The 25124-nt window shown below is 71.4% G+C and carries 20 protein-coding genes; 7 read left to right on the top strand and 13 right to left on the bottom strand.

Annotation, left to right across the window (positions count from 1 at the left end):
- Positions 1 to 103 precede the first annotated feature (103 nt).
- Positions 104 to 427 carry a hypothetical protein gene (locus J2Z30_RS17055; protein ID WP_044571066.1) on the top strand — a complete coding sequence of 108 codons (324 nt, stop codon included), beginning with the start codon at positions 104 to 106 and terminating at the stop codon, positions 425 to 427.
- A gap of 78 nt (positions 428 to 505) precedes the next feature.
- Here the strand turns inward: J2Z30_RS17055 and J2Z30_RS17060 are convergent, their stop codons facing one another.
- Positions 506 to 3802, bottom strand: coding sequence for a S41 family peptidase (locus J2Z30_RS17060; RefSeq protein ID WP_044571064.1), 3297 nt, complete (start codon positions 3800 to 3802; stop codon positions 506 to 508).
- Between the two features lie 206 nt (positions 3803 to 4008).
- On the opposite strand from J2Z30_RS17060, the gene J2Z30_RS17065 reads away from it, so the two are divergent.
- The 5 genes from J2Z30_RS17065 (at position 4009) to J2Z30_RS17085 (ending at position 9916) form a co-directional block, all read left to right on the top strand.
- Positions 4009 to 4626, top strand: a complete 618-nt coding sequence (locus tag J2Z30_RS17065) for a TetR/AcrR family transcriptional regulator (RefSeq protein WP_214664930.1) — start codon at positions 4009 to 4011, stop codon at positions 4624 to 4626.
- Positions 4627 to 4762: 136 nt separating this feature from the next.
- Positions 4763 to 7021 (top strand): MMPL family transporter, encoded by a 2259-nt coding sequence (locus J2Z30_RS17070; RefSeq protein ID WP_044571061.1) that lies wholly within the window; start codon positions 4763 to 4765, stop codon positions 7019 to 7021.
- 203 nt (positions 7022 to 7224) lie between these two features.
- Positions 7225 to 8373 carry an energy-coupling factor ABC transporter permease gene (locus J2Z30_RS17075; protein ID WP_209468716.1) on the top strand — a complete coding sequence of 383 codons (1149 nt, stop codon included), beginning with the start codon at positions 7225 to 7227 and terminating at the stop codon, positions 8371 to 8373.
- Between the two features lie 2 nt (positions 8374 to 8375).
- Positions 8376 to 9140: a cobalt ECF transporter T component CbiQ gene (gene cbiQ, locus J2Z30_RS17080; RefSeq protein ID WP_037948253.1), complete on the top strand. Its 765-nt coding sequence runs from the start codon at positions 8376 to 8378 to the stop codon at positions 9138 to 9140.
- Positions 9137 to 9916: an energy-coupling factor ABC transporter ATP-binding protein gene (locus tag J2Z30_RS17085; RefSeq protein WP_044571058.1), complete on the top strand. Its 780-nt coding sequence runs from the start codon at positions 9137 to 9139 to the stop codon at positions 9914 to 9916. The genes cbiQ and J2Z30_RS17085 overlap by 4 nt, the downstream gene beginning before the upstream one ends.
- Before the next feature lie 191 nt (positions 9917 to 10107).
- Here J2Z30_RS17085 and J2Z30_RS17090 read toward each other — a convergent pair whose 3' ends face one another.
- The 6 genes from J2Z30_RS17090 to J2Z30_RS17115 form a co-directional block, all read right to left on the bottom strand.
- Positions 10108 to 11205 carry an ATP-binding protein gene (locus tag J2Z30_RS17090; protein ID WP_308279946.1) on the bottom strand — a complete coding sequence of 366 codons (1098 nt, stop codon included), beginning with the start codon at positions 11203 to 11205 and terminating at the stop codon, positions 10108 to 10110.
- A 39-nt stretch (positions 11206 to 11244) separates the two neighbouring features.
- Positions 11245 to 11559 (bottom strand): hypothetical protein, encoded by a 315-nt coding sequence (locus J2Z30_RS17095; RefSeq protein WP_044571052.1) that lies wholly within the window; start codon positions 11557 to 11559, stop codon positions 11245 to 11247.
- A complete protein-coding gene (locus J2Z30_RS17100) occupies positions 11553 to 12023 on the bottom strand; it encodes a hypothetical protein (protein ID WP_044571049.1) in 471 nt (156 codons plus the stop codon). The genes J2Z30_RS17095 and J2Z30_RS17100 overlap by 7 nt, the downstream gene beginning before the upstream one ends.
- Before the next feature lie 222 nt (positions 12024 to 12245).
- Positions 12246 to 13199, bottom strand: coding sequence for a sigma factor-like helix-turn-helix DNA-binding protein (locus tag J2Z30_RS17105; protein WP_044571047.1), 954 nt, complete (start codon positions 13197 to 13199; stop codon positions 12246 to 12248).
- Positions 13196 to 14644 (bottom strand): sensor histidine kinase, encoded by a 1449-nt coding sequence (locus tag J2Z30_RS17110; RefSeq protein ID WP_209468717.1) that lies wholly within the window; start codon positions 14642 to 14644, stop codon positions 13196 to 13198. The genes J2Z30_RS17105 and J2Z30_RS17110 overlap by 4 nt, the downstream gene beginning before the upstream one ends.
- A 177-nt stretch (positions 14645 to 14821) precedes the next feature.
- A complete protein-coding gene (locus J2Z30_RS17115) occupies positions 14822 to 16024 on the bottom strand; it encodes a serine hydrolase domain-containing protein (RefSeq protein ID WP_044571042.1) in 1203 nt (400 codons plus the stop codon).
- A 158-nt stretch (positions 16025 to 16182) separates the two neighbouring features.
- Here J2Z30_RS17115 and J2Z30_RS17120 point away from each other — a divergent pair, with 158 nt between their 5' ends.
- Entirely contained in the window at positions 16183 to 16983 is an 801-nt protein-coding gene (locus J2Z30_RS17120; RefSeq protein ID WP_044571039.1) for an SDR family NAD(P)-dependent oxidoreductase, read from the top strand.
- Here the strand turns inward: J2Z30_RS17120 and J2Z30_RS17125 are convergent.
- The 6 genes from J2Z30_RS17125 to J2Z30_RS17150 form a co-directional block, all read right to left on the bottom strand.
- Positions 16956 to 19718 carry a caspase, EACC1-associated type gene (locus J2Z30_RS17125; protein WP_044571037.1) on the bottom strand — a complete coding sequence of 921 codons (2763 nt, stop codon included), beginning with the start codon at positions 19716 to 19718 and terminating at the stop codon, positions 16956 to 16958. The genes J2Z30_RS17120 and J2Z30_RS17125 overlap by 28 nt on opposite strands.
- Positions 19719 to 19720: 2 nt before the next feature.
- Entirely contained in the window at positions 19721 to 20110 is a 390-nt protein-coding gene (locus J2Z30_RS17130) for an effector-associated constant component EACC1 (RefSeq protein ID WP_044581520.1), read from the bottom strand.
- Between the two features lie 179 nt (positions 20111 to 20289).
- On the bottom strand, positions 20290 to 21168 hold the full coding sequence (locus J2Z30_RS17135; protein WP_044571035.1) for an EamA family transporter: 879 nt from the start codon (positions 21166 to 21168) through the stop codon (positions 20290 to 20292).
- Positions 21165 to 21659: a YbaK/EbsC family protein gene (locus J2Z30_RS17140; RefSeq protein ID WP_044571033.1), complete on the bottom strand. Its 495-nt coding sequence runs from the start codon at positions 21657 to 21659 to the stop codon at positions 21165 to 21167. Before J2Z30_RS17140 ends, J2Z30_RS17135 begins: the two co-directional genes overlap by 4 nt.
- A gap of 155 nt (positions 21660 to 21814) precedes the next feature.
- The gene (locus tag J2Z30_RS17145; RefSeq protein WP_044571030.1) at positions 21815 to 23458 is read right to left on the bottom strand and encodes a penicillin-binding transpeptidase domain-containing protein; all 1644 of its coding nucleotides are present in this window, start codon (positions 23456 to 23458) and stop codon (positions 21815 to 21817) included.
- A 309-nt stretch (positions 23459 to 23767) separates the two neighbouring features.
- On the bottom strand, positions 23768 to 25033 hold the full coding sequence (locus J2Z30_RS17150) for a tyrosine-type recombinase/integrase (RefSeq protein WP_044571027.1): 1266 nt from the start codon (positions 25031 to 25033) through the stop codon (positions 23768 to 23770).
- Positions 25034 to 25124: the final 91 nt, after the last annotated feature.

Here is a 25124-nt window from a genome sequence, read left to right on the forward strand (position 1 = left end):
CTGACCTGGGCTTTCTTCGGCTCCTCCAGTCCGGAATGCGGATAAAGTCAGTGCATGTAACTCTTGTCGGGCCCGACGCCATTCACCCGATGAGGAGTGACACATGGGCCCCAAGGACCAGTCGAACGAGAAGGCTCAGCAGGCCAAGCGGAAGCAGCAGGGCGGGCGGAGCCAGGAGCCGCGGCGCGGTCAGCAGACGCAGTCCGGTGAGCGCACGCAGTCGGCTGAGCGCATGCAGTCCGGTGAGCGCATGCAGTCCGGTGAGCGTATGGAGGAGCGCTCCCGCCGGGAACCGGGGCAGGAGCAGCGCCGTGGCCAGCAGGACCGGCCGGAGGCTCACGGGCAGTCCCAGCGGATGGGCCGTGAGCGCCGTCAGCCGGGCATGGGCGACGAGACGATGGACCAGGAGCCCTTCGAGGAGATGTGACGCACAGAGGCGGCACATAGGGCGGGAGGGGTGTATCCCCATGATTGATCACGGGGATACACCCCTGCGCCCACACCGTCAGTTCCCGTTGCGCGGCGGCAGTTGGGGGCGGCGAAGGTTGGGGACGTCCGAGTAGTCCGGCGGGGTCGCGGCCGGATGCCGCTCCAGCAGATCGAGCGCCGTACGGACGGCGACCCCCAGTTGCGGATGGCGGCCCTCCGCCCAGTCCACGGGGGATCGCGGAGCCTCGATGTCCGGCTCCACGCCGTGGTTCTCCACGCCCCAGCGGTAGGCGTCGAACCACGCGGCGTTCATCGGCACCGTGATCGACGTGCCGTCGCCGAGGCGGTGACGGCCGGTCATTCCGACCACCCCGCCCCAGGTGCGCAGCCCCACCACCGGCCCGATGCCCTGGATCTTGAAGGCCGCGGTGATCATGTCGCCGTCAGAGGAGGTCGCCTCGTCGGCGACCGCGACGATCGGCCCGCGCGGCGCGTTGCTGGAGTACGACACGGGCCGGGCGTTGCGGGTCAGGTCCCAGCCCATGACCTTGCGGGTGAGCTTCTCCACCACCAGCTCGCTGATGTTGCCCCCCGCGTTGCCCCGGACGTCCACGATCAGCGCGGGCAGCGACATCTCGCGGCGCAGATCGCGGTTGAACTGCGCCCAGCCGGAGCCGCCCATGTCGGGGATGTGGAGATAGCCGCACCGCCCGTCGCTCAACTCCCGCACCACGGACCGGCGCTGGGCGACCCAGTCCTGGTAGCGCAGCGGCCGGTCGTCGATCAGTGGGGAGACCGCGACCCGGCGCGGCGGCCCCTCGCCCTCCGGCGGCTCGAAGGTCAGCTCCACCGTCGTGCCGCCCGCGGCCGTCAGCAGCGGATACGGACCGGCCACCGGGTCCACCGGGCGCCCGTCGACATGGGTGAGCACGGCGCCGTCCCGGATCCCCAGACCGGCCAGCGGTGAGCGGGCCCGGGAGTCGGAGGACTCACCGGGCAGGATGCGGGCCACCGCCCACCGCCCGTCCTTGGCGCGGGTGAGGTTGGCGCCGAGCAGTCCGATGGGGCGCTGGTAGTGGGACGGCCCCTCGTTGCGCCGCGCCGCGCTGACATAGGCGTGCGAGGTGCCCAGCTCGCCGAGGGTCTCGCGGAGCAAGTCGGCGAACTCGTCGGGCGAGGCGACCCGTTCGACCAGCGGACGGTACTGGTCGAGCACCCCGCCCCAGTCGACACCGCACATCCCCGGGTCCCAGTAGTAGTGGCGGGTGATGCGCCCGGCCTCGTCGTACGCCTGCCGCCACTCGGCCGCCGGATCGGCGGTGTGCTGGATGCGCCGCATGTCGAGGTGGACGGTGGAGTCGCTGTCGCCGGACTCGGTGGCGGGCATCGCGCGCAGATCGCCGTCGTCGTAGGCGACCAGCCGGCTGCCGTCGCCGCTGACCACGAACCAGTCCAGCTCACCGGTGAGTTCGGTGCGCTTGGCCTTCGCCAGGTCGAAGTGTTCCAGCGTGGGGCGGCTCGAGGTCTCGTCCGGGCTGGCGAACGTCTCGCCGAGCGCGCCCGAGATCGGCCAGCGCAGCCACACCAGCCCGCCGCCGCTGACCGGGCTCAGCGAGGAGTACTTGGACGCGGAGACGGGGAAGGCCGTGACCCGGCTGGCCAGCCCCTCCACCTCGACCGTCACCGTGCCGTCGCCGTCGCCCTCGCCCCCGCTGACGTCCGGGTCAAGACCGCCCGCCGCCGGGCGCCCCTCGGGGGACAGCGCGAAGGGCGAGGGGGTGGCGGAGGACAGCGGTACGAGATAGGGGCGGCAGCCCAGCGGGAAGGAGAGGTCGCCGGTGTGCACGTCGTAGACCGGGTCGAAGCCGCGCCAGGAGAGGAAGGCGAGATAGCGGCCGTCGCTGGTGAAGACCGGCTCCTCGTCCTCGAACCGCCCATTGGTCACATCCACCGTGGTCCGGTCGGCCAGCCGCGCGATCTTGATCGAGCGCAGGGTGCGCCCTATCCCGGGGTGGGACCAGGCGAGCCAGGCCGAGTCGGGGGCGAAGGCCAGGTCGCCCACCGGGCCGTTGTCGGAGCGGATCAGCTCGGTGACCTCGCCGTCCCCGTCGGGGGAGGTGTCCACCAGCAGCAGCCGCCCGTCGCCCGCGGCGACCGCGAGCAGGTCGCCGTCCGGCGAGGGCTCCAGCTCGTGCACCCGGCCCAGCCGACCGGCGGCCAGCCGGCGCGGCTCGGTGGGGCCGGTGGCCCGGGGCAGCTGCGCTATCTCGATGGCGTCCTCGCCCTCCGCGTCGGTGAGGTAGGCGACCCGGCCGGTCGAGCCCAGCATCACAGGCAGCCGCACCCGGACGCCCGGGGTGTCGGCGAGGGTGCGGGCGGGGCCGTCGCGGTGGGTGAGCCAGTACAGGCTGCCGCGGACGCACACCGCGCTGGCCCGGCCGGTGGTGTCCACCGACAGCGAGTCGATATGCGAGGCGGCGGGCACCTGGTAGGGCCGTCGCCCGGTGCGCGCGCCGCCGAGCCGCACGTCCAGCTTGCGCGGCTCGCCGTCCGGACTCAGGTCGTCCATCAGCCACAGCTCGCCCGCGCACTGGTAGACGACGCGGGAGCCGTCGGTCGAGGCGTGCCGGGCGTAGAAGTCGGCGTGGTCGGTGTGGCGGCGCAGATCGGTGCCGTCGGGCAGACAGGAGTAGAGGTTGCCGATGCCCTCGTGGTCGGAGAGGAAGGCGATCCGGCCGCCGACGAACATCGCCGCGTCCAGGTGGCCGTTCAGCTTCTCCACGAGCCGGGTGCCGTGCAGCCACAGCCGGCCCGTGGCACCGCCCCGGTAGCGCTTCCAGGTGGCGGGCTCGTGCGGCGGCTTGCCGGTGAGCAGCAGGGTGCGGCGCTCGCCGTCGAGGTCGGCCACCGCGATGTCGGCCACCGGCCCCCAGGGCAGCCGCCCGCCGGGGCTGCCGTCGGTGGGCAGGCTGTAGGCCCAGGAGAAGTGGGAGAACGGCTGCTCATGGGAGGAGACCGCGAGGATCTGGGAGGCGCCGTCCTGGTCCGGCGGGGTCCAGCCGCAGACCGTGGCGTCCGTACTGCCCCAGTAGGTCAGCCGGCGGGCCGGGCCGCCGGCCGAGGGGACGAGATAGATCTCCGGGTCGAGGCTGCGCCAGGTGGTGAACGCGATCTGGGAGCCGTCGGGGGAGAAGCGGGGAGGTCCGACGCGGGTACGGTCCACGGTCAGCCGCCACGCTCGCCCGGGTGGCTCACCCGGGGCGGTCAGCGGGGCGGCCCACAGATCGTCCTCGGCCGCGAAGCACAGCAAGTCGCCGTGCAGATGCGGAAATCGCAGGTACGCCAGGTCGTCGTCGCACGCGTAAGGCTCCACCCACCCATGTTTTCGAGCTACGCCATTCGGAGCAACTCGGTTGTGTGACCGAGACCACGAACGAAACGGCGTAGTTTCGATACGACCGGGCTTATGCTGGAGGAGTACGAAACCGTTTCGTTCGGAAGTTTCGAAGCCCGTAGTCCGAAGTCCGAAGTTCAGAGTCCGAAGTCCAGAGTTCGAAGTTCGGAGGGAGGCGACGCCCCATGCGGACCACGGATCAGCCGACGGAGGACCGCGACACCGCCCGGGTGCGCCGCAGCAGACTCTCCCCCGAGCGCGAGCGGGAGCTGTACGAGGCGGTGGTCGAGCTGCTGGGTGAGGTCGGGTACGACGGTCTGACGATGGACGCCGTCGCGGCCCGCACCCGATCCAGCAAGGCCACGCTCTACCGCCAGTGGAAAGGCAAGCCGCAGCTGGTCGCGACCGCGCTGCGGCACACCAAGCCCGTTCTGCTCGAAGGCGTCGACACCGGATCGCTCCGCGGGGACCTGCGGGAGATCGCGCGGTGTTCGGAGACCGCCCATGAGCGGGACGCCGCGCTGATGAGGGGACTCGCCCACGCAAGTCATGACAACCCGGACCTTCATCAGGCCCTGCGAGAGTTGTTGATCTTCCCCGAGATCGACGCGCTCCACGCGCTGCTGAGGCGCGCCGTCGACCGCGGCGAAGTCGCCCCGGACCGGCCCGCCTTGAACTACGTCGTGCACATGATGTGCGGCGCGTTCATCACCCGACCGCTCGTCGAGGGCAAGCAGCCGGACCAGACGTATCTCCTGGAGTACATCGACGCCGTGATCCTCCCCGCACTCGGCGCCGCATAGCCCTTCCTCTCACCTCCTCACTCCCCCCTGATCTCCCCGCACAACCACATAAGGCCCCGGCCGGCGCGCCGCTCTCGTCGCCGGTTCGGTCACCCATCCCTGTTCTGCCAGACAACCGACGGGAGCACCCCTTCTCGTGGCCACCTTCCTCTATAAACTCGGCCGGTTCGCCTTCCGGCGACGCGGCTTCGTCGCGCTGATATGGGTGGCGCTGCTCGCGGTAGCGGGCGTCGGCGCCGCCACCGCCTCCCAGCCCGCCAACGACAGCTTCTCCATTCCGGGCACCGAGGCCCAGAAGGCATTCGACCTGCTGGAACAGCGGTTCCCCGGGGGTAACGCGGACGGTGCCACCGCCCGTGTGGTCTTCCATGCCCCGAGCGGCGAGAAGATGACCGACCCGGACAACAAGGCGGTGGTCACCAAGACCGTCGCCGAGCTCAAGGCCAGCTCGCCGCAGGTCGCCTCGGTCGCCGACCCCTACCAGGCTCGGGCCGTCAGCAAGGACGGCACCACGGCGTACATCCTGACCAGCTACAAGGTCAACGCGATGGAGCTGGAGGACCCCGCCAAGGACGGTCTGAAGGAGGTGGGGGAGAAGGCCGAGAAGTCGGGGCTGTCGGTGCAGATCGGCGGTGACGCGCTCCAGGAGATGCCGGAGACCGGCTCCACCGAGATCATCGGCATCGCGATCTCCGCGGTCGTCCTCGCCATCACCTTCGGCTCGCTGGTCGCGGCCGGACTGCCACTGCTGACCGCGCTCATCGGCGTCGGCATCGGCATCTCGTCGATCACCGCGCTCGCCACCACCCTGGGGCTGTCCACCACCACCTCCACACTGGCGATGATGATCGGCCTCGCGGTCGGCATCGACTACGCGCTGTTCATCGTCTCCCGCTACCGCGCGGAGCTGGCCGAGGGACGGGACCGGGAGGAAGCCGCCGGACGTGCCGTGGGCACCGCGGGCTCCGCGGTCGTCTTCGCCGGCCTTACGGTCGTCATCGCGCTGGTCGGCCTCGCCGTCGTCAACATCCCGATGCTGACCAAGATGGGCTTCGCCGCGGCCGGTACGGTCGTCATCGCCGTCCTCATCGCGATCAGCCTCATCCCGGCGGTGCTGGGCTTCGCGGGCAAGCGGGTGTTCGGGCGCAGGGCGCGCCGGCGGATGGAGGAGCGTGCCGCGGCGGCCGCCGCGAGCGGCGCGGACGCCCCCGAGGAGAAGCCCAACATGGGCACCCGCTGGGCCCGCTTCGTGCTGCGCCGCCCGGTGCTGGTGCTGCTGGTGGCCGTGCTCGGACTGGGTGCGGCCGCCCTGCCCGCCGCCAGCCTGGAGCTCGGTCTGCCGGACGACGGCTCGCAGCCGGTCAGCAGCCAGAAGCGCCAGGCGTACGACATGATCTCCGAGGGCTTCGGCCCCGGTTCCAACGGTCCGCTGATGGTGGTCGTCGACGCCAAGGGCAGCGATGACGCCAGGGGCGCGGCCCAGCAGGTCCGTAAGACCATCACCGGTCTGGACGGGGTGGCCGCGGTCAGCCCGGCCACCTTCAACAAGGCCGGTGACACCGCGACGATCACCGTCATCTCCAAGTACAAGCCGAGCAGCATCGACACCGAGAACCTGGTCGGCGACATCCGGGACGAGGCGAGCGGGTTCAAGTCCGACACCGGCACCGAGGTGCTGGTGACCGGCCAGACGGCGATGAACATCGACATCTCGCAGAAGCTCAACGACGCGCTGGTGCCCTATCTGGTACTCGTCGTCGGACTGGCCTTCCTGCTGCTGATGGTGGTCTTCCGGTCCGTCCTGGTCCCGCTCAAGGCGGCGCTCGGCTTCCTGCTCTCCGTCGTCGCGGCGCTCGGCGCGGTGGTCGCGGTCTTCCAGTGGGGCTGGCTGGCGGATCTGTTCGGGGTCGAGGAGACCGGTCCGATCATGAGCATGATGCCGATCTTCATGATCGGTGTGGTGTTCGGTCTGGCGATGGACTACGAGGTCTTCCTGGTGACCCGGATGCGGGAGGCGTACGTCCACGGCGAGCGCCCCGGCCAGGCCGTCGTCACCGGCTTCCGGCACGGCGCCCGGGTGGTCACCGCGGCCGCGGTCATCATGATCAGCGTCTTCGCCGGATTCATCGGCTCGTCCGAGTCGATGATCAAGATGATCGGCTTCGGCCTGGCCACCGCCGTTCTCTTCGACGCCTTCGTGGTCCGTATGGCCATCGTCCCGGCGGTCCTGGCGCTGCTCGGCAAGGCGGCCTGGTGGCTGCCGCGCTGGCTGGACCGGGCGCTGCCCAACGTGGATGTGGAGGGCGAGGGCCTGCGCAAGCAGCTCGAGCAGCCCTCCGCGGACCGGCAGCGCGACAGGGACTCCGACCCAGACGCCGAGCTGACCCGCGTCTGACTCGCGTCCGACCCGCGTCTGACCCGCGTCTGAACACCTGGCGTCACGCCTCGGCCCGGCGGCGGCCTTCCGATCCCGGAAGGCCGCCGTTCGGCGTTTTCCGCGAGCCCGCGCGATTCCGCGACGTCGGCGCTCTTGCGAACGAGTTGCAGGTACGGGCTACCATCGGGCCGATAGCTGCAGCTCAGGAGCGGAGTTCCGCCATGCATGTGCCCGACGGATTCATCGACGCACCGGTGTCGGTGGCGACCGGTGTGGTCGCGGCCGGGGCCGTCGCGGTCAGTTTGCGCGGTGCCCGGCGGGAGCTCGACGAGCGGACCGCGCCGCTGGCCGGGCTGGTCGCGGCGTTCATCTTCGCCGTACAGATGCTGAACTTCCCCGTGGCCGCCGGGACCAGCGGCCATCTGCTGGGCGGGGCGCTGGCCGCGATACTCGTGGGGCCGTACACGGGGGTGTTGTGCGTCTCCGTGGTGCTGCTGATGCAGGGCGTGCTGTTCGCGGACGGCGGGCTCACCGCGCTCGGCGTCAACATCACGGACATGGCCCTGGTCACCACGGTCGTGGCGTACGGGCTCTTCCGCGCGATCGTGAAGCTGGCCCCGCATCGCCGCCGTACGGTCACCGTCGCGTCCTTCGTTGCCGCGCTGATCTCCGTACCGGCCGCCGCGGTGGCCTTCACGGTGATCTACGCGCTCGGCGGCACGGCCGATGTGGCGATCGGCAAGGTCTTCGCGGCGATGGTCGGTGTGCATGTGCTGATCGGCATCGGCGAGGCGGCGATCACCGCACTGACGGTCGGTGCCGTCGTGGCCGTACGGCCGGATCTGGTGTACGGGGCGCGGGGGGTGACCGCGCGTCCGCTGGAGATCCGCAGCAGCCCGCTGGCCCCGGCCGCCCCGGGAGCGGTGGCGCGGGCCGAGGGCCCGGCGGCCGAACCCGCCGCGGCGACCTCCGACACTTCCGACACTTCCGAGACCTCCGAGGCCCTTGAGACGTCCGAGCCCACCGGGACACCGGCGCCCGCCGCGGCGCCACGGCGGTCGGCGCGGCGCGTGTGGTGGGCAGGGCTCGCGGCCGCGCTGCTGTGCGCCGGGGTCGTCAGCTTCTACGCCTCCGCCAGCCCCGACGGGCTGGAGAAGGTCGCCCATGACAAGGGGATCGACCAGAAGGCGGAGGACCACGCCGCCAAGGACTCCCCGCTCGCCGACTACGGCGTCAAGGACATCACCGACGCCCGGCTCTCCGGCGGGCTCGCCGGGGTGATCGGGGTCGGGGCCACGCTCGCCGTCGGCTCCGGGGTCTTCGTCGTCATACGGCGGCGCAGGGCGACGGCCGAGAGCGAGCGGGGCTGACCGTGGGCGCGGGACACGCGCACAAGCTCTACCGGGAGGGCCGGTCGCCCGTCCACGCCCTCCCCCCGCACTGCAAGATCGCCGCCGTCTTCTGCTTCGTCCTGGTGGTCGTCTCCACGCCCCGCGAGGCCGTCTGGGCCTTCGGGGCGTACGCGGTGCTGCTGGCCGGAGTGGCGGTGGCGGCCCGGATCCCGGCCGGGTACGTACTGCGGCGGCTGCTGATCGAGATCCCGTTCGTGGCCTTCGCCGTGCTGATGCCGTTCATCGCGGAGGGCCCGCGGGTGGAGGCGCTGGGGATGTCGCTCAGCGAGTCCGGGCTGTGGAGCGCCTGGAACATCCTCGCCAAGGGCACCCTCGGCGTCGCCGCCTCCGTCCTCCTGGCGTCCACCACCGAACTGCGTGCCCTGCTGCTGGGGTTGCAGCGGCTGCGGATGCCTTCGCTGCTGGTGCAGATCGCCTCGTTCATGATCCGCTACGGGGACGTCATCTCCGACGAGATGCGCCGGATGCGGATCGCCCGCCAGTCGCGCGGCTTCGAGGCGCGCGGGGTGCGGCACTGGGGGGTGCTCGCCTCCTCGGCCGGGGCGCTGTTCATCCGCTCCTACGAACGGGGCGAGCGGGTCCACCTGGCGATGGTCAGCCGGGGCTATACGGGCACCATGCCGGTGATCGACGATGTGACGGCGTCCCGTACCCAGTGGATGTACGCCGCCGCCCTCCCGCTGACCGCGCTGGCGGTCTGCCTGACCGGATGGATGCTGCCATGACCGACCCCGCCACCACCCCGCCGTCCCTCCAGGTGTCGGGTCTGGCCTACGCATACCCCGACGGCCATCAGGCGCTCTTCGGCGTCGATCTGACCGTGGCCCGGGGTGAGCGGGTGGCGCTCCTCGGGCCCAACGGCGCGGGCAAGACCACGCTCGTACTGCACCTCAACGGCATCCTTACGGCGGGCACCGGGACCGTCACCGTCGCGGGGCTGCCCGTGGCGAAGGCGCATCTGGCCGAGATCCGCCGCCGGGTGGGCATCGTCTTCCAGGACCCGGACGATCAGCTGTTCATGCCCTCCGTGCGCGAGGACGTGGCCTTTGGCCCGGCCGCGGCCGGGCTGCGCGGCGCGGAGCTGGAGGAGCGGGTGCGCCGCGCGCTGGAGCGCGTCGGGATGGCGGAGTTCGCCGACCGGCCGCCGCACCACCTCTCGTTCGGGCAGCGGCGGCGGGTGGCCGTGGCGACCGTACTGGCCATGGAGCCGGAGATCCTGGTCCTGGACGAGCCCTCGTCCAACCTCGACCCGGCCTCGCGGCGCGAACTCGCCGACATCCTGCGCTCCCTGGAGGTGACCGTGCTGATGGTCACCCACGATCTGCCGTACGCGCTGGAGCTGTGCCCGCGCTCGGTGGTGCTCAGCGGCGGGGTCATCGCGGCGGACGGCGGAACGCAGGAGCTGCTGTGCGACGAGGAGCTGATGCGCGAGCACCGGCTGGAGCTCCCCTTCGGCTTCGACCCGCGCTCGGTGAGGGTGCCGGTGTTTCCGGTGAGGTGAGGATGCCGGTGAGGTGACGGGCCAGGGGGCCGCCGGGTTCCGTGGCGCCTGCGGCGGGCTGCTCCCCTCCCCGCCCCGCCCCTGCTATGCGGCGGAGTCGCATATCGATCCGCCGGACCCGTGTAGGCGGGGTGACCCGTACCGATGAGGTGACCAGTACCGGTGAGGCGGCGCTCCGGTCGGGTGAACGGTCATCCGGACCCGCCGGACATGGACATCGGCGTCGGCGCCGCTCGGCACGGGCGCCCGGCCTTGATCCGCTCCACCGCCGCCAGCAGATCCGCCTGCCCCACCCGCGGCCGCCCCGTCCGCAGCACCTCCGCCGCCGCGTCGATCACCGCACGGCGGATATCGCGCCCGGTCACCTCGTCGACCCCGGCCAGCCCCTCCGGCGAGACATCCTCGGCGAGGGGGAGCGCCTCGGGCAGATGGCACCGCCAGATCCCGGCCCGCGCCGCCTTGTCCGGCGCCGGGAAGCGCACATGCCACACCCGGCTGTCGAACGCCGTGTCATAGCTGGTCACCAGGTTGGTGGCCAGGACGACCAGCCCCTCATGGCTGTCCAGGGCGGTCAGCATCTCGCTGCGCATGGCGTTCACCGCGTGCTCCGAGCCATGGCTGGTGGTCTCGAACCGCGAGGACATCAGCGCGTCCGCCTCGTCCAGGAAGAGCACCGCGCCCTGCTCACGCGCCGCGTGGAAGAGCGCCGCCAGATTCTTCGGGCCCTCCCCGTGGTACTTGCTCTCCAACTGCGAGGCGCGGGCCGGGATCAGCGGACGCCCAAGCCGGTGGGCGAGGGCGTGGGCGGCCAGGGTCTTGCCGGTGCCGGGCGCGCCCTCCAGGTTGATCGCCGAGCCGGGGTGCGGCTGGATCTCGCGCAGCCCCCACTCGTCGAACAGCACCCGGCGCTGCTCCACGGTGTGCACGGCACGCAGCAGCTGGTCCAGCGTCCGGTCCGGGAGCACCAGGCGGTCGAAGGTGTACAGCGGTGGTGTCGCGGTGAACCGCCGCGCCCGCTCCGCGATCGACGGCTCGTCCGGCCCCGATTCCGATTCCGATTCCGCTTCCGTCTCCGTCGGCGCGCCCGCGCGCGGCCCCGACTCCGCCGCCGCTCCCCGTGGCTGGTTGGTGACGGTGACGGTGAGCGGCCGTGGTCCGCCGCGGCCGCTGAACTCCTTCGCGGCCTCGATCAGCCGGGTCCGCAGCAGCGCCGCCTCCACATCGTCGGTGCCGCCCGGAATCCCGGTGACGGCGAAGGCGGTACGCGAACCCCTGCCCAGGTTCCTCACTGGATCTCCCCCCTCGAACACCGGCCGCGCCCCGGACCCTCAGCCCCAGACCGCGACCCGGTGGTGGGCATGAGCGCTGCGCACCCGCTGCTCGGCCTGCTTCCCCTCGATCCGGCGGCTTTCGACGAACTGCTCCCGCGAGGTGTCGAAGAGCCCCTGGATATAGCTGACATTGCCGTTGCGGATGGACTCGGAGACGGTGACCGCCCGCAGATCGGGATCGGTGTGCAGGCGCTCGCTCCGGGACCGGAACCAGTCCGCCAGGAGCTCGATGGTCACGATGACGACATGGACCACCGCGACCGCGCCGATCCCGCCGAGCGCGAGGAGGACCATGCCCAGCAGGCTCAGCATGACGGCCCCGCCTCTCCGAAGATGATGAGGTCCTTGTCCCCGAAGGCCGCGCACAGCTCCTCGTCCAGGCGCCGGGCCCGGCAGACCCAGACCGGGGCGGACGCCTCGGTGTCGGCCAGCGGGACGCCCTCCTGGTCCAGGAAGAAGGTCTGGACGACGAACACCGGCCCTTGGCGCCGCCGCAGCACGGCGCCGGCGGCCGCTTCCGGCGCCCGCGCACGGTTGCGGACCAGGAAGGAGACCACATCGCGGTAGCGGAGGACGCCGCGCGGCGATACGCGCCGGGCGCCCCGTCCACGCTCCCGCCCCTGTCCGCGCTCCCGCCCCCGCCCGCGCTCCCGGTCGCTCCCGGCCCCGGTGGACCGGCACTCGAGCCGGGCGTCCGTCCCGCGGAGGGTCACGTCGAAGGTGCCGAGGAAACGGTCGTCGGTGGCCGTCTCACGAGCGCCGCGCTGGTCAGGCATGGGCTTCCCCCGTCTTCCGAATCCGTCGTCCGAACCGGTCGTCCGAAGAGGCGGGCCCCCGGCTCCCCCGGCGAGGGCCCGATATCGATCCTGCGCGCCCCGCGTGTCGCTTTTCGTCCCCCGGGACGGTGGGAAATCCGGGAGATCGCTGTCGGCGCCCGTGACGACAGAAACCGACATCCGCGCAACCCCGTAACGCGCGGGCCCTCGTCGCGCGGCCCCTCATCGCTCGGCCCCGCCCCGGCGCGGCGGATGCGCCCCCAGCTCGGTCAGCCGGCGCAGCAGCAGATCCGGTTTGGTGTGCCGGGAGCACACGTACATCGCGAACATCATGCGGATGTCGGCCGGTTTGGAGTTGATCCCGCAGGCGGTCATGGCCCGGTCGATCTGCGTACGGACCGTGGAGACCTTCACATCGAGGTGGGCGGCCGTCTCCTCGTACGAGTACCCGTCCGCGTACCACTCCAGCGCCCGGACCTGGCCCTCGCTCAGCCCGGCCGCCCAGGGGGAGAACACCACGGGCTCATGGGCGGGCGGCTGCTCGGCCGACGAGGCCATGTAGAGCGCGTCCAGCAGGGTCAGCTGGCCGAGCCCGGCCCGAGCGCACTGCATCCGGAAGTCCCGCAGATCCTCCCCGTAGCGCTTCTCGCTGACGCCCAGCTCCTCCAGGATCCAGGCCACCCGGCCGCCGCGGGCCGTGCGCCCCAGCAGATCGGCGAAGTACGGCGGCACGCTGAGCCCGCATTCGCGCACCGCCGTCTCCAGGGCGGAGGCCAGATGCGGTTTCAGCCAGTGCGGATGGTTGCGGGCGTCCCATACGGCATTGGCCAGGACCGCCGCGCCGACCGTCTTGCCGAAGACCGCCTTCGCCCCGCACACCCAGGGGGCCACCCGCTGGCGCCACTGCTCGGCCGCCGTGCACACCACCACGTCCGAGCGGCGCACCAGGTCGGCGAACTGCTCGGCGGTGCCGACCCCCATCATGTCCGCCACGCATACGTCGTACTCCGCACCGCTCACCTCGAGCTGCTCCACGGAGTCCACCTCGCTGACCACGGTCAGCCGTGGATCGGCGTTCAGCGCGGCCACCAGGCCGCGTCTGGTCATCTCATGGTCCTCGACCACCGCCACCTGGAGTGGCTGCTTCGGTCCGTACTCGGCCGACTCGTCTCTCATCCGACGCCCCCTTGACTCGGCTCGGTCGTGTAACCCGTCTCGGTGTTGTTGTCCCGTTGGATCGGCAGGGTGAGCGTCACCTGCGTGAACCCGTCGACCGACCGCACCCGCAGCGCCCCGCCCCGCTCGCGCAGCAGGCTCTCGTGCAGCGCCAGTGACCGCATGGCGCCGACCCCGCGCGCCAGCACCGCGGGCGGGAAGCCCACGCCCTCGTCGGTGACCACCAGCTCCACCAGCTCGCCGCCGTCGGCGTCCTCGACGAGGTCCACATGCAGCACCGCGTCGTGCACCCCGGCGCTGCGCGGCACATTGATCAACAGGGCGCGCAACGCGGGCTCCAGCAGCTCCACCTGGGACGGCAGCACCCGGGCCGCGGCGCCGACCACCCGCTCGGTGACGATCGGTTCCACGGTGAGGGTGTCGTTGGTGGCCAGGGCCACCTGCCGGTGGACCATGCCGATCAGCGGCACCGACTCGCTGAACCGTCCGGTGCCGATGAAGGTGGCCAGCCGCTCCCGCGCCACCACCGCCGATTTGCGCAGCGAGTCGATCTGCTCGGGGTCCGAGGCGTCGATCCGCTGGAAGGCGTTGAGAGTGTGGCCGAGGTGGTTGTGAAGCTCGATGGCGAGCAGCTTGCGCTGTTCCTGCTCATGCAGTTGAAGGCTCATGTCGCCCAGGTCGGCGGCGAGTTGCAGCAGGAACGCGGCGCCGCGGCGGATGAGATACGCCAGCGCCCCGTAGCCGGTGAGCCCGATGAGCACATCGGAGCGGGCCAGCGCCGCCGGGCCGCCGTCGCCCAGGGCGACGACCGCGGCGTAGGAGGCGGCGATCGCGCAGGTGCCGATGATCAGCACCCGCCGCGGCCGGCCGAGCGCCGAGCCGATGCCCGCGGCCGAGATCTGCTCGGTGGTCAGCACCAGCAGCGGGGCCATGTCCTGCGACCGGTGCGGGCCCATGACCAGCGCACAGGCCCACAGGAACGCCACGGCCGAGCACAGCTCCACACCGGCCGCCACACCGTCGTACGTGGTCGGCGGCGGGCTCTGCGGGTCGGGCCGGGCGCCCGCTCGCTCCCGCTCGGTGTCGTCCGCGATCATCCGCCGGTGGTTGCGGACGATATGCGCGACGAACCACAGGGATTCGGCCACCACCGCGATCAGCAGCAGCAACGCCCCGCCACGGTGCGGCAGACGGCCCGCGATCCCGGGCACCGTCACCGCCAGCTGGATGCCGTGCATCAGACGGAAGATCAGCAGGATGCGCAGCATCTGCCATTCCATGTCCCGGCGGGCCAGCCGGTGCCGGTCGGCCGGCTCCTCGGCGACCTGGTGATATCCGTCGGTGGGGCGTGGCGCCCGCCCGCGCCCCCGCTGTCGTTCCTCGCGTGCCCACCGCCACGCCCACGCCCATGAACGCGGCCGCAGCCGCCCCCGTAACCGAGCCACGTGCCCCCCGATGTTCCCCCGGATTCCAGTGTGCGGTGGCCGGGGACGGCGCAATAGGGACCCTTGGCCCTGGTGGACCCGCGTATGTGGGTACGGGAGGGCGCTCGGAGGCATACCCGGGGCGCGTGGCGCCCTCTCTTCCACGCCGCCCCGCCGCACCTGCGGCGGGGCGCGCCGTTACGCCTCCCGCGCCGCCAGGCTGGTCCGCACCGCGCGCACAAGCGCCTGCGCACGCGGATCGGCGGTGACACCGCGCCGCATACCGTTGGTGACGTAGGCAAAGCCGATGCGCGCCTCCGGGTCGGCGAAGGCGAGGGAGCCACCGCGCCCCGGGTGGCCGAAGGAGCCCGGCCCCAGCAGCGGGCAGGCCGGGCCGTGCAGCATGTAGCCGAGGCCGAAGCGGGTGCCGACGACCAGGACCCGGTCAGGGCCCGCGGACTCCTCGGTACGGGCCATCGTCAGCGTTGCCGGGGCGAACAGCCTGCCCCCCGAGCGGACCGTACGGGCCGAGGGCAGCGGGCCGATCAGCGCCGCGTAGAAGCGGGCCAGCGCCTCGGCGGTCGCCACCCCGCCCGAGGCGGGCAACTCGGCGGCCAGATACGCGGGGTCGTTCTCGTCCGGCAGCGGGGTGATCGCGGCGAACGCCCGCCGGGTCAGCGACTCGGGGTCCCGGTACGCCTCGGCCACCGACCGCTTGGGGCGCAGCCGCGGCCCCTGGGCGGCGGGCGCGGAGAGCGCCTCCACCGCCGCGATCCGGCCGACCCGGTCCCGCTGCTCCTCGGGCAGCCCGAGCCACAGGTCGAGCCCCAGCGGCCGGGCGATCTCCTCGGCGATCCAGCGCCCGATGGTCCGCCCGGTGACCCTGCGCACCAGCTCGCCCAGCAGCCAGCTGTACGTCTGGGCGTGGTAGCCGTGCGCGGTACCGGGCTCCCATACGGGCCGCTGGGCGGCGACGGCCCGCGGCCCGGATATGCCGTCGATGGCCTCGTCGGGGGTCAGCGGGGTGTCGAGCACGGGCACGCCGGTGCGGTGCGCCAGCAGATGCCGCACCAGCACCCGCTCCTTGCCTGCCGCCTTGAACTCCGGCCAGTAGGTGCTGACCCGGCCGTCCAGGTCCAGTTGGCCGCGCTGGTGCAGCAGCAGCGGCACGGCGGCGGCCACGCCCTTGGTGACCGACCGGATGACCTGGGCGGTGTCCCGGGCCCAGGGCTCGGGGCCGTCGTCGGGGGTCTTCGTACCGCCCCATAGATCGACGACCTTCTCGCCCTCCCGGTACAGGACCACGGCCGCGCCGCGCTCGCCATGCCGGGCGAAGTTCGCCGCGAAGGCGTCCCGGACCGGTTCGAAACCGTTCGCCACCGTGCCCTGGACGTCCACCACTGTCCGACTCCCGCCATGCCGACCGAGCGTGTGTGCTTGTGTTTCTCCTTATGGTGCAACGCCCGGCGCGGGAGGATCATGCCGGGGCCGGTCAAGATCCCGGCGGACCGCCGCCATGGGGCGGCGGCGGTCCCGGAGCCGACGAGAAGGAGCACACGGTGCGGAGATTCGAGGGCTACGCGGTCATGCTCACCGGCGCGGGGCGCGGAATCGGGGAGGCGACCGCCCGCAGGTTCGCCGACGAGGGCGCCCGGGTGCTGATCACCGACCAGGACGGCGAACTGGCCGCGAAGGCCGCCGCGTCCATACGGACCGACGGCGGCGAGGCCGAGTCGCTGGGCTGCGACGTGGCCCGGCGGGCGGATGTCGAAGCGGCCGTGGCGCACGCCGTAAGGAGCTTCGGAAGGCTGGACGTCCTGGTCAACAGCGCCCACTCGTGTCACGTCGACACCCCGCTGTTCGAGGACCAGGCGGACGACGAGTGGCAGCGGGACATTGATGTCACCCTGGGCGGCGCCTTCCGCTGCTCCCGGGCCGCGCTGCCGCATCTGGCCGCCGCGGAGGGCCGGGGCGCGATCGTCAACGTCGGCTCGGTCAACGGCCTCCAGGACTTCGGCAACCACGCCTACAGCGCCGCCAAGGCGGGCCTGGGCAGCCTCACCCGCACCCTGGCCACCCACGCCGCCGGCCGGGGCGTCCGCGTCAACCTCGTGGCCCCCGGCACGATCCGCACCCCCGGCTGGGACGGCCAGGCGGACACCCTGCGCCGCGCCGCCGAGGTCTACCCGCTCGGCCGGGTCGGCGAACCCACCGACATCGCCGCCGCCATCACCTTCCTCGCCTCCTCCGACGCCGCCTGGATCACCGGGACCACCCTCCCCGTGGACGGCGGCATCACGACCACGAACGTGGCGGTGCGCAGGGCCTTCGGTCACCCGGAGACGCCCAGCGAGACATAGTCGTAGGCGCCCTGCCAGGGCTCGCTCGTATAGACGTTGGTCAGCCGGGAACCGCGCCAGAGCACGCTCTTCTGGAACAGGATGGGCAGATACGCGGCGGAGTCGGAGATCCTCCGATTGATCTGTGCGTAGTCGCTCCCGGCCTTTTCCGGGTCCTGTTCGGCGATCGCCGTGTCGAAGAGATGGTCGATCGTGGGATCGTCCAGCTCGGCGACATTGGCATTGGCGGTGCTCTGGATGAAACGGCTGTCAGCCAGCGGCTGCAGAAAGCTCTGACCGGTCGGGAAGTCGGGGCCCCACCGGTAGATGACGATGCCGTATCCCTTCTTCTTCACCGTCGCGGGGGAGCCCATCGTCACGGCGTATTGACTGCCGTCGATCTGATCGATCTCGGTTTCGATGCCGACCTTCCGCAGCGACGACTGGAGCGATTCGGCGACGGCCACTTCGGCGGGGCGGTTGTTGCGCACCGCGATGGTGGTCGTGAAGCCGTTCGGCTTTCCGCACGCCTTCAGTTCCGCTTCCGCCTTGGTGGCGTTCGGCTTGCCAGGCTTCTTGAGCGTCTCGTACGGGTCGTAGGAGGAGTCGGAGCCCGTGATGGTGGGCGGAAGCATATGGGGCGCGATATCGCCGGAGAGCACACCTCCGGAGGCGGTTTGCATGTTCTCCCGGTCCGCCGCGTAGAGGACCGCTTTGCGGCAGTGGACGTTTTCCAGGGGCTTGACGGAGCGGGGCAGGGCCGCGAACAGGAGTGTCTGGGTGTACGGGTTGTCCAGCCGGGCATTGAGGTCGGAACTGCCCTTGGCCTTGGTGAGGGCGGGCTCGGTGAGTCCGGAGGACCCCAGGTCCAGGTCGTAGTCGCCGGAGAACAGCGCCTCGGCCCTCGCCTGGTCATTGTTGTTGACAGCCACCGTGATCCGGTTGGGGAGGGCGGTGCGGATCGGGTCGGACGACGGATTCCACTTGGTGTTGCGGACCAGTTCCAGCGACTTGTCCGGATGATAGGGGCCGAATTTGTACGGCCCCGAGGAGAACGGCCTGTCCGTGTACTTGTCCTTGGTGTCCTTCTCCTTTTTCACGGGGGATCCGGACGGTGTGGCGAGCATGCGCTCGAAGTCGCCGTTGGCCTTCGGCAGTTTGAAGACGATGGTCCTGTCGCCCCGGGTTTCGATGGCCTTCAGGCCGAGCTTGTCCTTGTACGGCCCCTTGTAGGTGAGGTCGGGATCGAGCGCCTGCTGTAGGAAGATCGGGCCACCCGAGATCTCGTCCTGGGCCCAGACCCGCTCGATGCCGTATTTGATGTCCTCGGCTGTGATTGGGGAGCCGTCCTCCCAGGTGATCCCCTTGCGCAGGGTGTAGGTGTACGTCTTACCGCCGTTGGTCACCTTGGCCACCTTCTCCGCGAGGTCGGGGACCAGCTCGGTGCCGTCCTTACCGGGCTTGGGGGCGTAGGTGACCAGTTGGCGGGCGTAGTAGCGGGAGAAGTTCCAGACGTAGCCGTAATAGGTGCGTTGGGGGTCCCAGTAGTCCGCGTCGTCCTTGCTGATGAACTTCAGCGTCCCGCCCCGTTTCGTCGAGAGGTTGACGACGGAGCCCTTGGCCGCGGCGTTGTTCCCGGAGGTGGGGCCCGGCTTCGGCTTGCCGGACGACTTCGACTTCGACGGGTGCTGCCCGGAGTCGTCCGTGGACGAGTCCTTCATCCAGGACATCGCCAGGGGTACGCCCGCGGCCACCAGGGCCACGAAGAGCGCTCCCGCCAGCCCGTAGGTGACGGCGCGGCGGCGGCCCCGAGCGGCGCCGCCGGGGGAGGGGAGCGGGGCGGGCGACGGCAGGGCCATCGGCGACCAGGTGGGCATCGGCGGCACGGCGGGCAGCGGTGTGGGCGGTGGCGGCGGCTCGTGGTCGTACGGCGTGGGCGGTGGCGGCTCGTGGTCGTACGGCGGAAGTGGCGTCGGCTCGTGGTCGTACGGCGGGGGCGCCGGGCCGAAACCGGGCGGTGCCCAGGCGGCGTTGCGGGCCAGGGCGAGCCCGCCCGCCGTATTGCGGTCGCGCTTCTGCGGCAGCGGCCGCCCCTTGGCCCGCAGCGCCGCGTACACCTGCGCGTAGACCGTGTCCAGGTCCAGTAGCTCCGGCCCGCCCGGCACCCCTTCGCGCAGCAGCCGCAGCAGCTCACCGGTGAAGGCCGTATGGGGCTCACCGGGCGGGGCGAGCGCGAAGCTGGTGTCGGGGACGGAGGCGAGCAGATAGGTGCCCTCGATCTCCACCTGGTCGATGACCGCCTCGGCGCTCGCCGCGCTCATGAAGCCGAGCACGCGTCCGCTGAAGCAGCAGTCGAGCAGCATCACCTGGCGCCCGGCCCGCCCGTCCAGCACGACGTCGCGCAGTGTGCCGTACGGCAGTCCGGTGTAGGAGCGGTGCTGTATGGACCCGGTCAGCCCCAGGAAGAGCTCGCCGCGGCGCGGTTCCACGAGGCCGTGTCCGGCGAAGTACACCAGCAGGGTGTCCGTGGCCTCCTCGGCCGCGGTCCGGACGGCCTCGAGGACCTCGACCGCGGTGCTGGGGTCCTCGATGATCGTGCAGTGTTCGGGTGCCAGCCCCCAGGAGCCCGGGGCGCACAGGGCCCCGGCCAGCGCGCTCAGGTTGTTGGCCACCGCCGGGATCTGCTCCAGGTGGGCATAGCTGCTGGTGCCGATGAGCACCGCGCGGCTGGTGGCCGGGTCGGGCAGAACGGCCACGGCTATCGCCCTTCCCCGCCGCCCTGATGGTCCGGTTCCTGTTCCGGTTCGGGGGCGGCCGGGCGCTCCAGCGCGGCGATCAGCCGCCGCAGCTCCTCGTCGCCGCCGCTGTCGATGTCGACCGTAAGGTCGCCACGGCGCACGGTGATCCGCCGGCCGTGCGGCCGCGTCTGCCGCCAGGTGGACAGCGCCAGCGCGAAGGAGGCCGCGCTCCAGGCGTTGTCGGTGATCAGCTGCAGCACATCGGTGAGCACGCCCATCTGGCCCGGCGAGGGCTCGGCCTGGACCAGCTCCACCCGGGCGCCATGGCGCGCGCCCGGATCCCGTCCCAGCCAGTCGTGGAGCGAACGGAGCTCCGCCTCCCCACCGGTCACCGCTACGTCGATCCGCACCAAGTCCCCCTTGTGACGACGGTCTCCTCGATTCTGTCCTACCCAGGGCCGTCCGCGCAGGACCAACGAAGAGCAGGGACAACGGAGTACGGGCGCAGTGGAGTACGGGCGCAGTGGCGTACGGGCGCAGTGGAGTACGGGCGCGGCGGAGAACGAGGCACGCCCAACGGAGTACGCGGTCAACCCGCGTGCAGCATCAGCCCGATGCCCGCCACCATCAGCCCCGCCGCCGCGATCCTCGGACCGCCGAACCCCTCCTTGAAGAACAGCGCCCCGATCGCCGCGCCCACGATGATCGACGATTCGCGGAGTGCCGCGATCGGGGCGAGCTCGGCCCGGGTCTGGGCCCACAGCACCAGGCCGTAGGCGGTGACCGACAGCAGCCCGCCGAGCAGCCCGCGCGCCGCGACCGGCCGCAGCTGCTGAAGGAGCGCACCGCGCCGGATCGCCAGGGCGCAGACGGGGATGGCGAAGCCCTCCAGGATCATCAGCCAGGCGATGTAGGCGGGTGGGCTGCCGGAGGCGCGCACCCCCAGACCGTCCACGACGGTGTACGCGGCGATGGACAGCCCGGTGGCGATGGCGGCCGTAAGGGCGAGCCACTGCGGTGCGCCCCCGCCGTTCCCCTCGCGCTCGGCGTGCCGCGCCCCCCTGATGCCCCACAGCGCCACGCCCACCAGCCCCGCCGAGGCCAGCGCGATGCCCGCCGCCTGCCAGCGGTCCGGCCGCTCGCCGACGAAGACCGCGGCGGCCACGGTCACCACCAGCGGGGCGGTGCCGCGCGCGATGGGGTACATCTGGCCGAAGTCGCCCAGGTGGAACGAGCGCATGAGCAGCAGCTGATAGACCACATGGATGGCCGCGGAGGCCAGCAGATACGGCCAGGCGTCCGCCGCGGGCAGCGGGGCGAACGGCAGCAGCGCCAGCCCGCACAGCGCCCCGCCGCCGCCCACCAGGGTGAAGGCGAGCAGTTGGTCCCTGATGCCGTGCGCGATCGCGTTCCAACTGGCGTGGGTGACGGCGGCGATGAGGACGGCGGCCGCGACCAGCGGGGTCATGCGGAACGCTCGCGCACGTCCGCCAGGGTGCCCGCGGCTTGCGCGATCAGGGTCTTGGGGTCGAGCGGGAAGACGGTGTGCGGATTGCCCGCCGCGGCCCATACGGTCTCGTGGTCCAGCAGCCGGCGGTCGGCGAGGACGCGGGTACGGGTGCGGTGGCCGAAGGGCGGCACCCCGCCGATGGCGTAGCCGGTGGTCTCCCGCACCAGCGCCGCGTCCGCCCGGCGGACGCTCCCGGCGCCCAGTTCATGCCGTACGAGCTCGACGTCGACCCGTGACGCCCCGTCCATCAGCACCACCACCGGCTGTCCGTCCGCCTCGAAGACCAGCGACTTGACGATCTGGCTCAGCTCACAGCCGATCGCCGCGGCGGCCTCGGCGGCGGTACGGGTGGCGTCGGGGAACCGGCGCACCTCGACGTCCAGGCCGAGCTCGCGCAGGGCGTCGGCGAAGCGTGGGTGGGCGGCGGTGTCAGGGGTGGAGTCGGCCATGGAACGACGCTATCGACGCCCCCGCGCCCCCGCCATGACTTTTCCCGCCGGTGGCGTCCGGCCCCGCTGACCGGCCGGCCGAACGCGAAGGAGCCGGGCGGGCGCTCGACGCGCCCGCCCGGCTCCTGTGCCGTCACGCCGGTGGAACGGCCGGCTCAGCCGCCCGCGCGCAGCAGAGCCGCCACGATCGGGCCCGCCGTGTCGCCTCCGTGGCCGCCCTCGGGGACCACACCGGCGGCCGCGACGTCGTCGCGGTACGCGCTGAACCAGCCGTTCGGCTTCTCCTGGTTGTCCACCTCGGCCGAGCCGGTCTTGGCGCCGAAGTCACCGCTCATCCCGGCCATCGCCTCGGCGGCGGTGCCCGAGGTGGCCGTCAGGTTCATCAGCTTCTTCAGCTGGTCATGGGTGCTGGACTTCATCGTCCTGCTCGCCTTGGCCAGCGTCCGGTCGTCCAGCGACGGCGAGACCAGGTACGGCTGGTGGAAGGTGCCGGTGGAGGCGGTGGCCGCGACCGACGCCATGTTGAGCGGGTTCATCCGCACGCCGCCCTGGCCGATCAGCGAGGCGGCCTTGGAAGCCGCGGACTGCACCGGCACGGCGCCGTCGAAGGTGGGCACGCCGGCCTGCCAGTTGAGCCCGATGCCGAAGACGTCCCGGGCCTCCTTGCTCAGGTCGTCGTCCTTCAGCTTTCCCGCCTGGCTGATGAAGGCCGTGTTGCAGGAGCGGGCGAAGCTCTGCTCGAAGGTGCCGTTCTTGATCTCGAACTTCTTGTCGTTCTGGAACTTCCAGCCGCCGTAACTGAAGTACTTCGGGCACGGATGCGGCTTGCCGTACGCCGCCAGACCCTTGTCCATCAGCGTCGTCGAGGTGATGATCTTCATCGTCGAGCCGGGTGCGTACGAGCCCTGGAAGGCGGTGTTGAAGCCGCTCGCGGGGGAGTTGGCCAGCGCGAGGATCTCACCGGTGCTCGGCTTGACCGCGACCACCGACGCCTTGGTGCGCTTGCTCACCTGCTGCTCGGCGGTGCGCTGGAGCGATGCGTCGATCGTGGTGCGGAGCGTGCCCGGGGTGCCCTTGGAGAGCACCTTGAGGGTCTTGTCGGGGGACTTGGAGCCCTTGGCGCGCTCGATCCAGGTCTCCACGCCCGCCTCGCCGCCCGCCTTCTTGCCGTACCGCTCGCGCAGCGCGGCCAGGACGGTCTTGAGGGTCGGGTGCTCGGAGGCGGTCAGCTCCTTGCCGTCGCGGTCCACCGCCTTGATCGGCGGTGCCTCGGACGCGCCGGTCTTGAGCGTGTCGCCCTCGGCGAGGTCGGGGTGGACCACGGAGGGCTTCCAGTCGACGACCGGCTTGCCGGTCTTGGTGTCGCGGGTCACGGTCAGCGAGGATTCATACGTCCAGGGGACGCTCTCACCGCCGGAGGAGAGCTGGGCATTGACCGAGAACGGCACCTTGGCGCCGCTCGCCTGCCCCGCCTCCAGCGCCACCTTGGCCACCTCGGCCTTCTTGCGGTAGCCGCTCAGCGCCGTGGTGGCGGCGCCGCCGTCGTCCGTAAGGGCGGCGGCCTTCGCCGTCTCGCCCGCCGACCAGGCCGCCAGGAACGCGTGGGCGGTGGTCTTGACCTCGGCCGCGCTGGGCGGGCCGGTCTTCACCTTCTTGAGGGACGGCTTGTCGTCACCCGAGCCGGCGCTCGCACCGTCCTTCGGGCCGGCCGAATCGTCCTGGCCGCTGCCGCAACCGGCCACACCGACCATGGTGGCGAACACCGCACCGACGATCGCGGCTCTCGCGCCACTCCGCATTTCAGAACCCCCACACTGTGTTCTCGGTTCCCCTCATCAGTCGATGAGGGCCGCGGTGCCCGGCACTCTACCGGCACCATGTGACGCCCCCGCGCCCTCACAGTAGGGGGGCGCGGGGGCTGTGGCCGGATCGATGCGGTGGGCCCGGGGCCGAGCCGGGGTCAGATCCAGGTATCGAGCCACATCCGGGCGCGCCAGGCGTCCATGGGCATCGTCTGGCCCGTGTACAGCGGGAAGAAGTAGATGAAGTCCCGATTCCCGGACGCTTGTCCAGCCTGACCAGGGGCTTTCCCTCTGGTCAGGCTGTTCCTAGGAGCCCTGGGCCGTCTCTGGGCCGTCCAGCGGCCTACCGGAGGCCCGATAGAGGGTGTCGACTGCCCGGCGGGTACGACCCTCGCTGCTCGGCATCAGATGGGTGTAGACACGCAGCGTGAACCCGGGATCACTGTGTCCGAGGTACGTGCTCAGGGCCCGGATGCTCTCGCCCGCGTCCAGCAGGACCGACGCGTAGAAATGCCTGAGCGCGTGCATGCCGTGCTCCCGCGCGGCCTGGTAGCGCTCCCCCTTCTCGGGTTGGGGGATGAAGCCAGCGGCGGCCAGAGCCGGTTTCCAGAGGTGATCATCGAAGTGGCTCGACCGCACGGCGCGGCCAGCCTGACCGGTGAACAGCAACTCTTTCGTGACCATGGGTCCGTCCGGCGTGAGCCACGGAAGGGTCACCTTCACGGCGGGGAACCGCTCCAGGTGCTCCCGCAGAGCGGCGCCGACGACGGTGGGGAGAGGTACGTCACGGAGCTTGCCGCGCTTCGGCGGGGCGAAGACGAACTTGCCCCGCACCCGCTTGAGCTGCTGCCGGACGGCAAGCCAGCCGCCGTCAAAGTCCACGTTGTCGATGGGCAGGCCGAATACCTCCCCCTGTCGCAGGCCGCACCCCCCGCCCACGTCGACCATCGCGCGGTACCGCTCCGGCAGAGCCGCCCGGACGGCAAAGACCTGCTCTGGCGTCCAGGGGACCACCTTGGGCGGGCTTCCTTGGGGCCCTCTGACCGACTTGACCAGGCAGGGGTTCCGAGGCATCAGGCCGTCGTCCACAGCCGCACTGAGGACGGCTGAGACGATCCCGAAGATGATCCGCCGGTACGACGCTGCCGGTACAGCGCTCTCCAACTCGCTCAGCCAGGTACGAATGTGTCCGGGCTGGAACGACGCCAGGGGGCGCGTTCCGATGTACGGGAAGGCATGCAGGCGCAGACGTCGTTCCGCCGAATCCTGGCTGTTGATGTCCGTGGTATGCGTCGAAAGCCACTGTTCCCCGTACTGCTGGAACGTCATGCGTGCGGCTCGCGGGTCGATGTACTGGCCGCGCGACATGTCGGCGGCGATCTGCACGAGCCACTGTTCCGCCAGACGCTTCTGCTTGTCCGGGAATGACTTGCTCTTCTCGGTGCCGTCCGGACCGACGTAGCGGGCGCGGTAGCGCATGCCGGCGCCGTAACGGTCGGTCTTGACCCTGACGGTCCTGCCGTTGGCGTCGGTCTCGGCCTTGTACCAACGGTCTTGGATGTGGCCTGCCATTAGGCGTGGTCCCTTCGCGGGCAGATCAGAGCAGGGGCGAGGCCATGTGGCCCTGCCCCTGCGGGTGGTGAATGCGCTCGTGGGTTGTCGC

Source organism: Streptomyces iranensis (genome assembly GCF_017874715.1).
GTDB classification, from domain to species: domain Bacteria; phylum Actinomycetota; class Actinomycetes; order Streptomycetales; family Streptomycetaceae; genus Streptomyces; species Streptomyces iranensis.

What these genes read in the sequence shown, in the direction of transcription:
- J2Z30_RS17055 (WP_044571066.1), top strand. Translation starts at nt 104, where the DNA reads ATGGGCCCCAAGGACCAGTCGAACGAGAAGGCTCAGCAGGCCAAGCGG.
- J2Z30_RS17065 (WP_214664930.1), top strand. Translation starts at nt 4,009, where the DNA reads ATGCGGACCACGGATCAGCCGACGGAGGACCGCGACACCGCCCGGGTG.
- J2Z30_RS17075 (WP_209468716.1), top strand. Translation starts at nt 7,225, where the DNA reads ATGCATGTGCCCGACGGATTCATCGACGCACCGGTGTCGGTGGCGACC.
- J2Z30_RS17085 (WP_044571058.1), top strand. Translation starts at nt 9,137, where the DNA reads ATGACCGACCCCGCCACCACCCCGCCGTCCCTCCAGGTGTCGGGTCTG.
- J2Z30_RS17095 (WP_044571052.1), bottom strand. Translation starts at nt 11,559, where the DNA reads ATGCTGAGCCTGCTGGGCATGGTCCTCCTCGCGCTCGGCGGGATCGGC.
- J2Z30_RS17100 (WP_044571049.1), bottom strand. Translation starts at nt 12,023, where the DNA reads ATGCCTGACCAGCGCGGCGCTCGTGAGACGGCCACCGACGACCGTTTC.
- J2Z30_RS17105 (WP_044571047.1), bottom strand. Translation starts at nt 13,199, where the DNA reads ATGAGAGACGAGTCGGCCGAGTACGGACCGAAGCAGCCACTCCAGGTG.
- J2Z30_RS17135 (WP_044571035.1), bottom strand. Translation starts at nt 21,168, where the DNA reads ATGACCCCGCTGGTCGCGGCCGCCGTCCTCATCGCCGCCGTCACCCAC.
- J2Z30_RS17140 (WP_044571033.1), bottom strand. Translation starts at nt 21,659, where the DNA reads ATGGCCGACTCCACCCCTGACACCGCCGCCCACCCACGCTTCGCCGAC.
- J2Z30_RS17145 (WP_044571030.1), bottom strand. Translation starts at nt 23,458, where the DNA reads ATGCGGAGTGGCGCGAGAGCCGCGATCGTCGGTGCGGTGTTCGCCACC.
- J2Z30_RS17150 (WP_044571027.1), bottom strand. Translation starts at nt 25,033, where the DNA reads ATGGCAGGCCACATCCAAGACCGTTGGTACAAGGCCGAGACCGACGCC.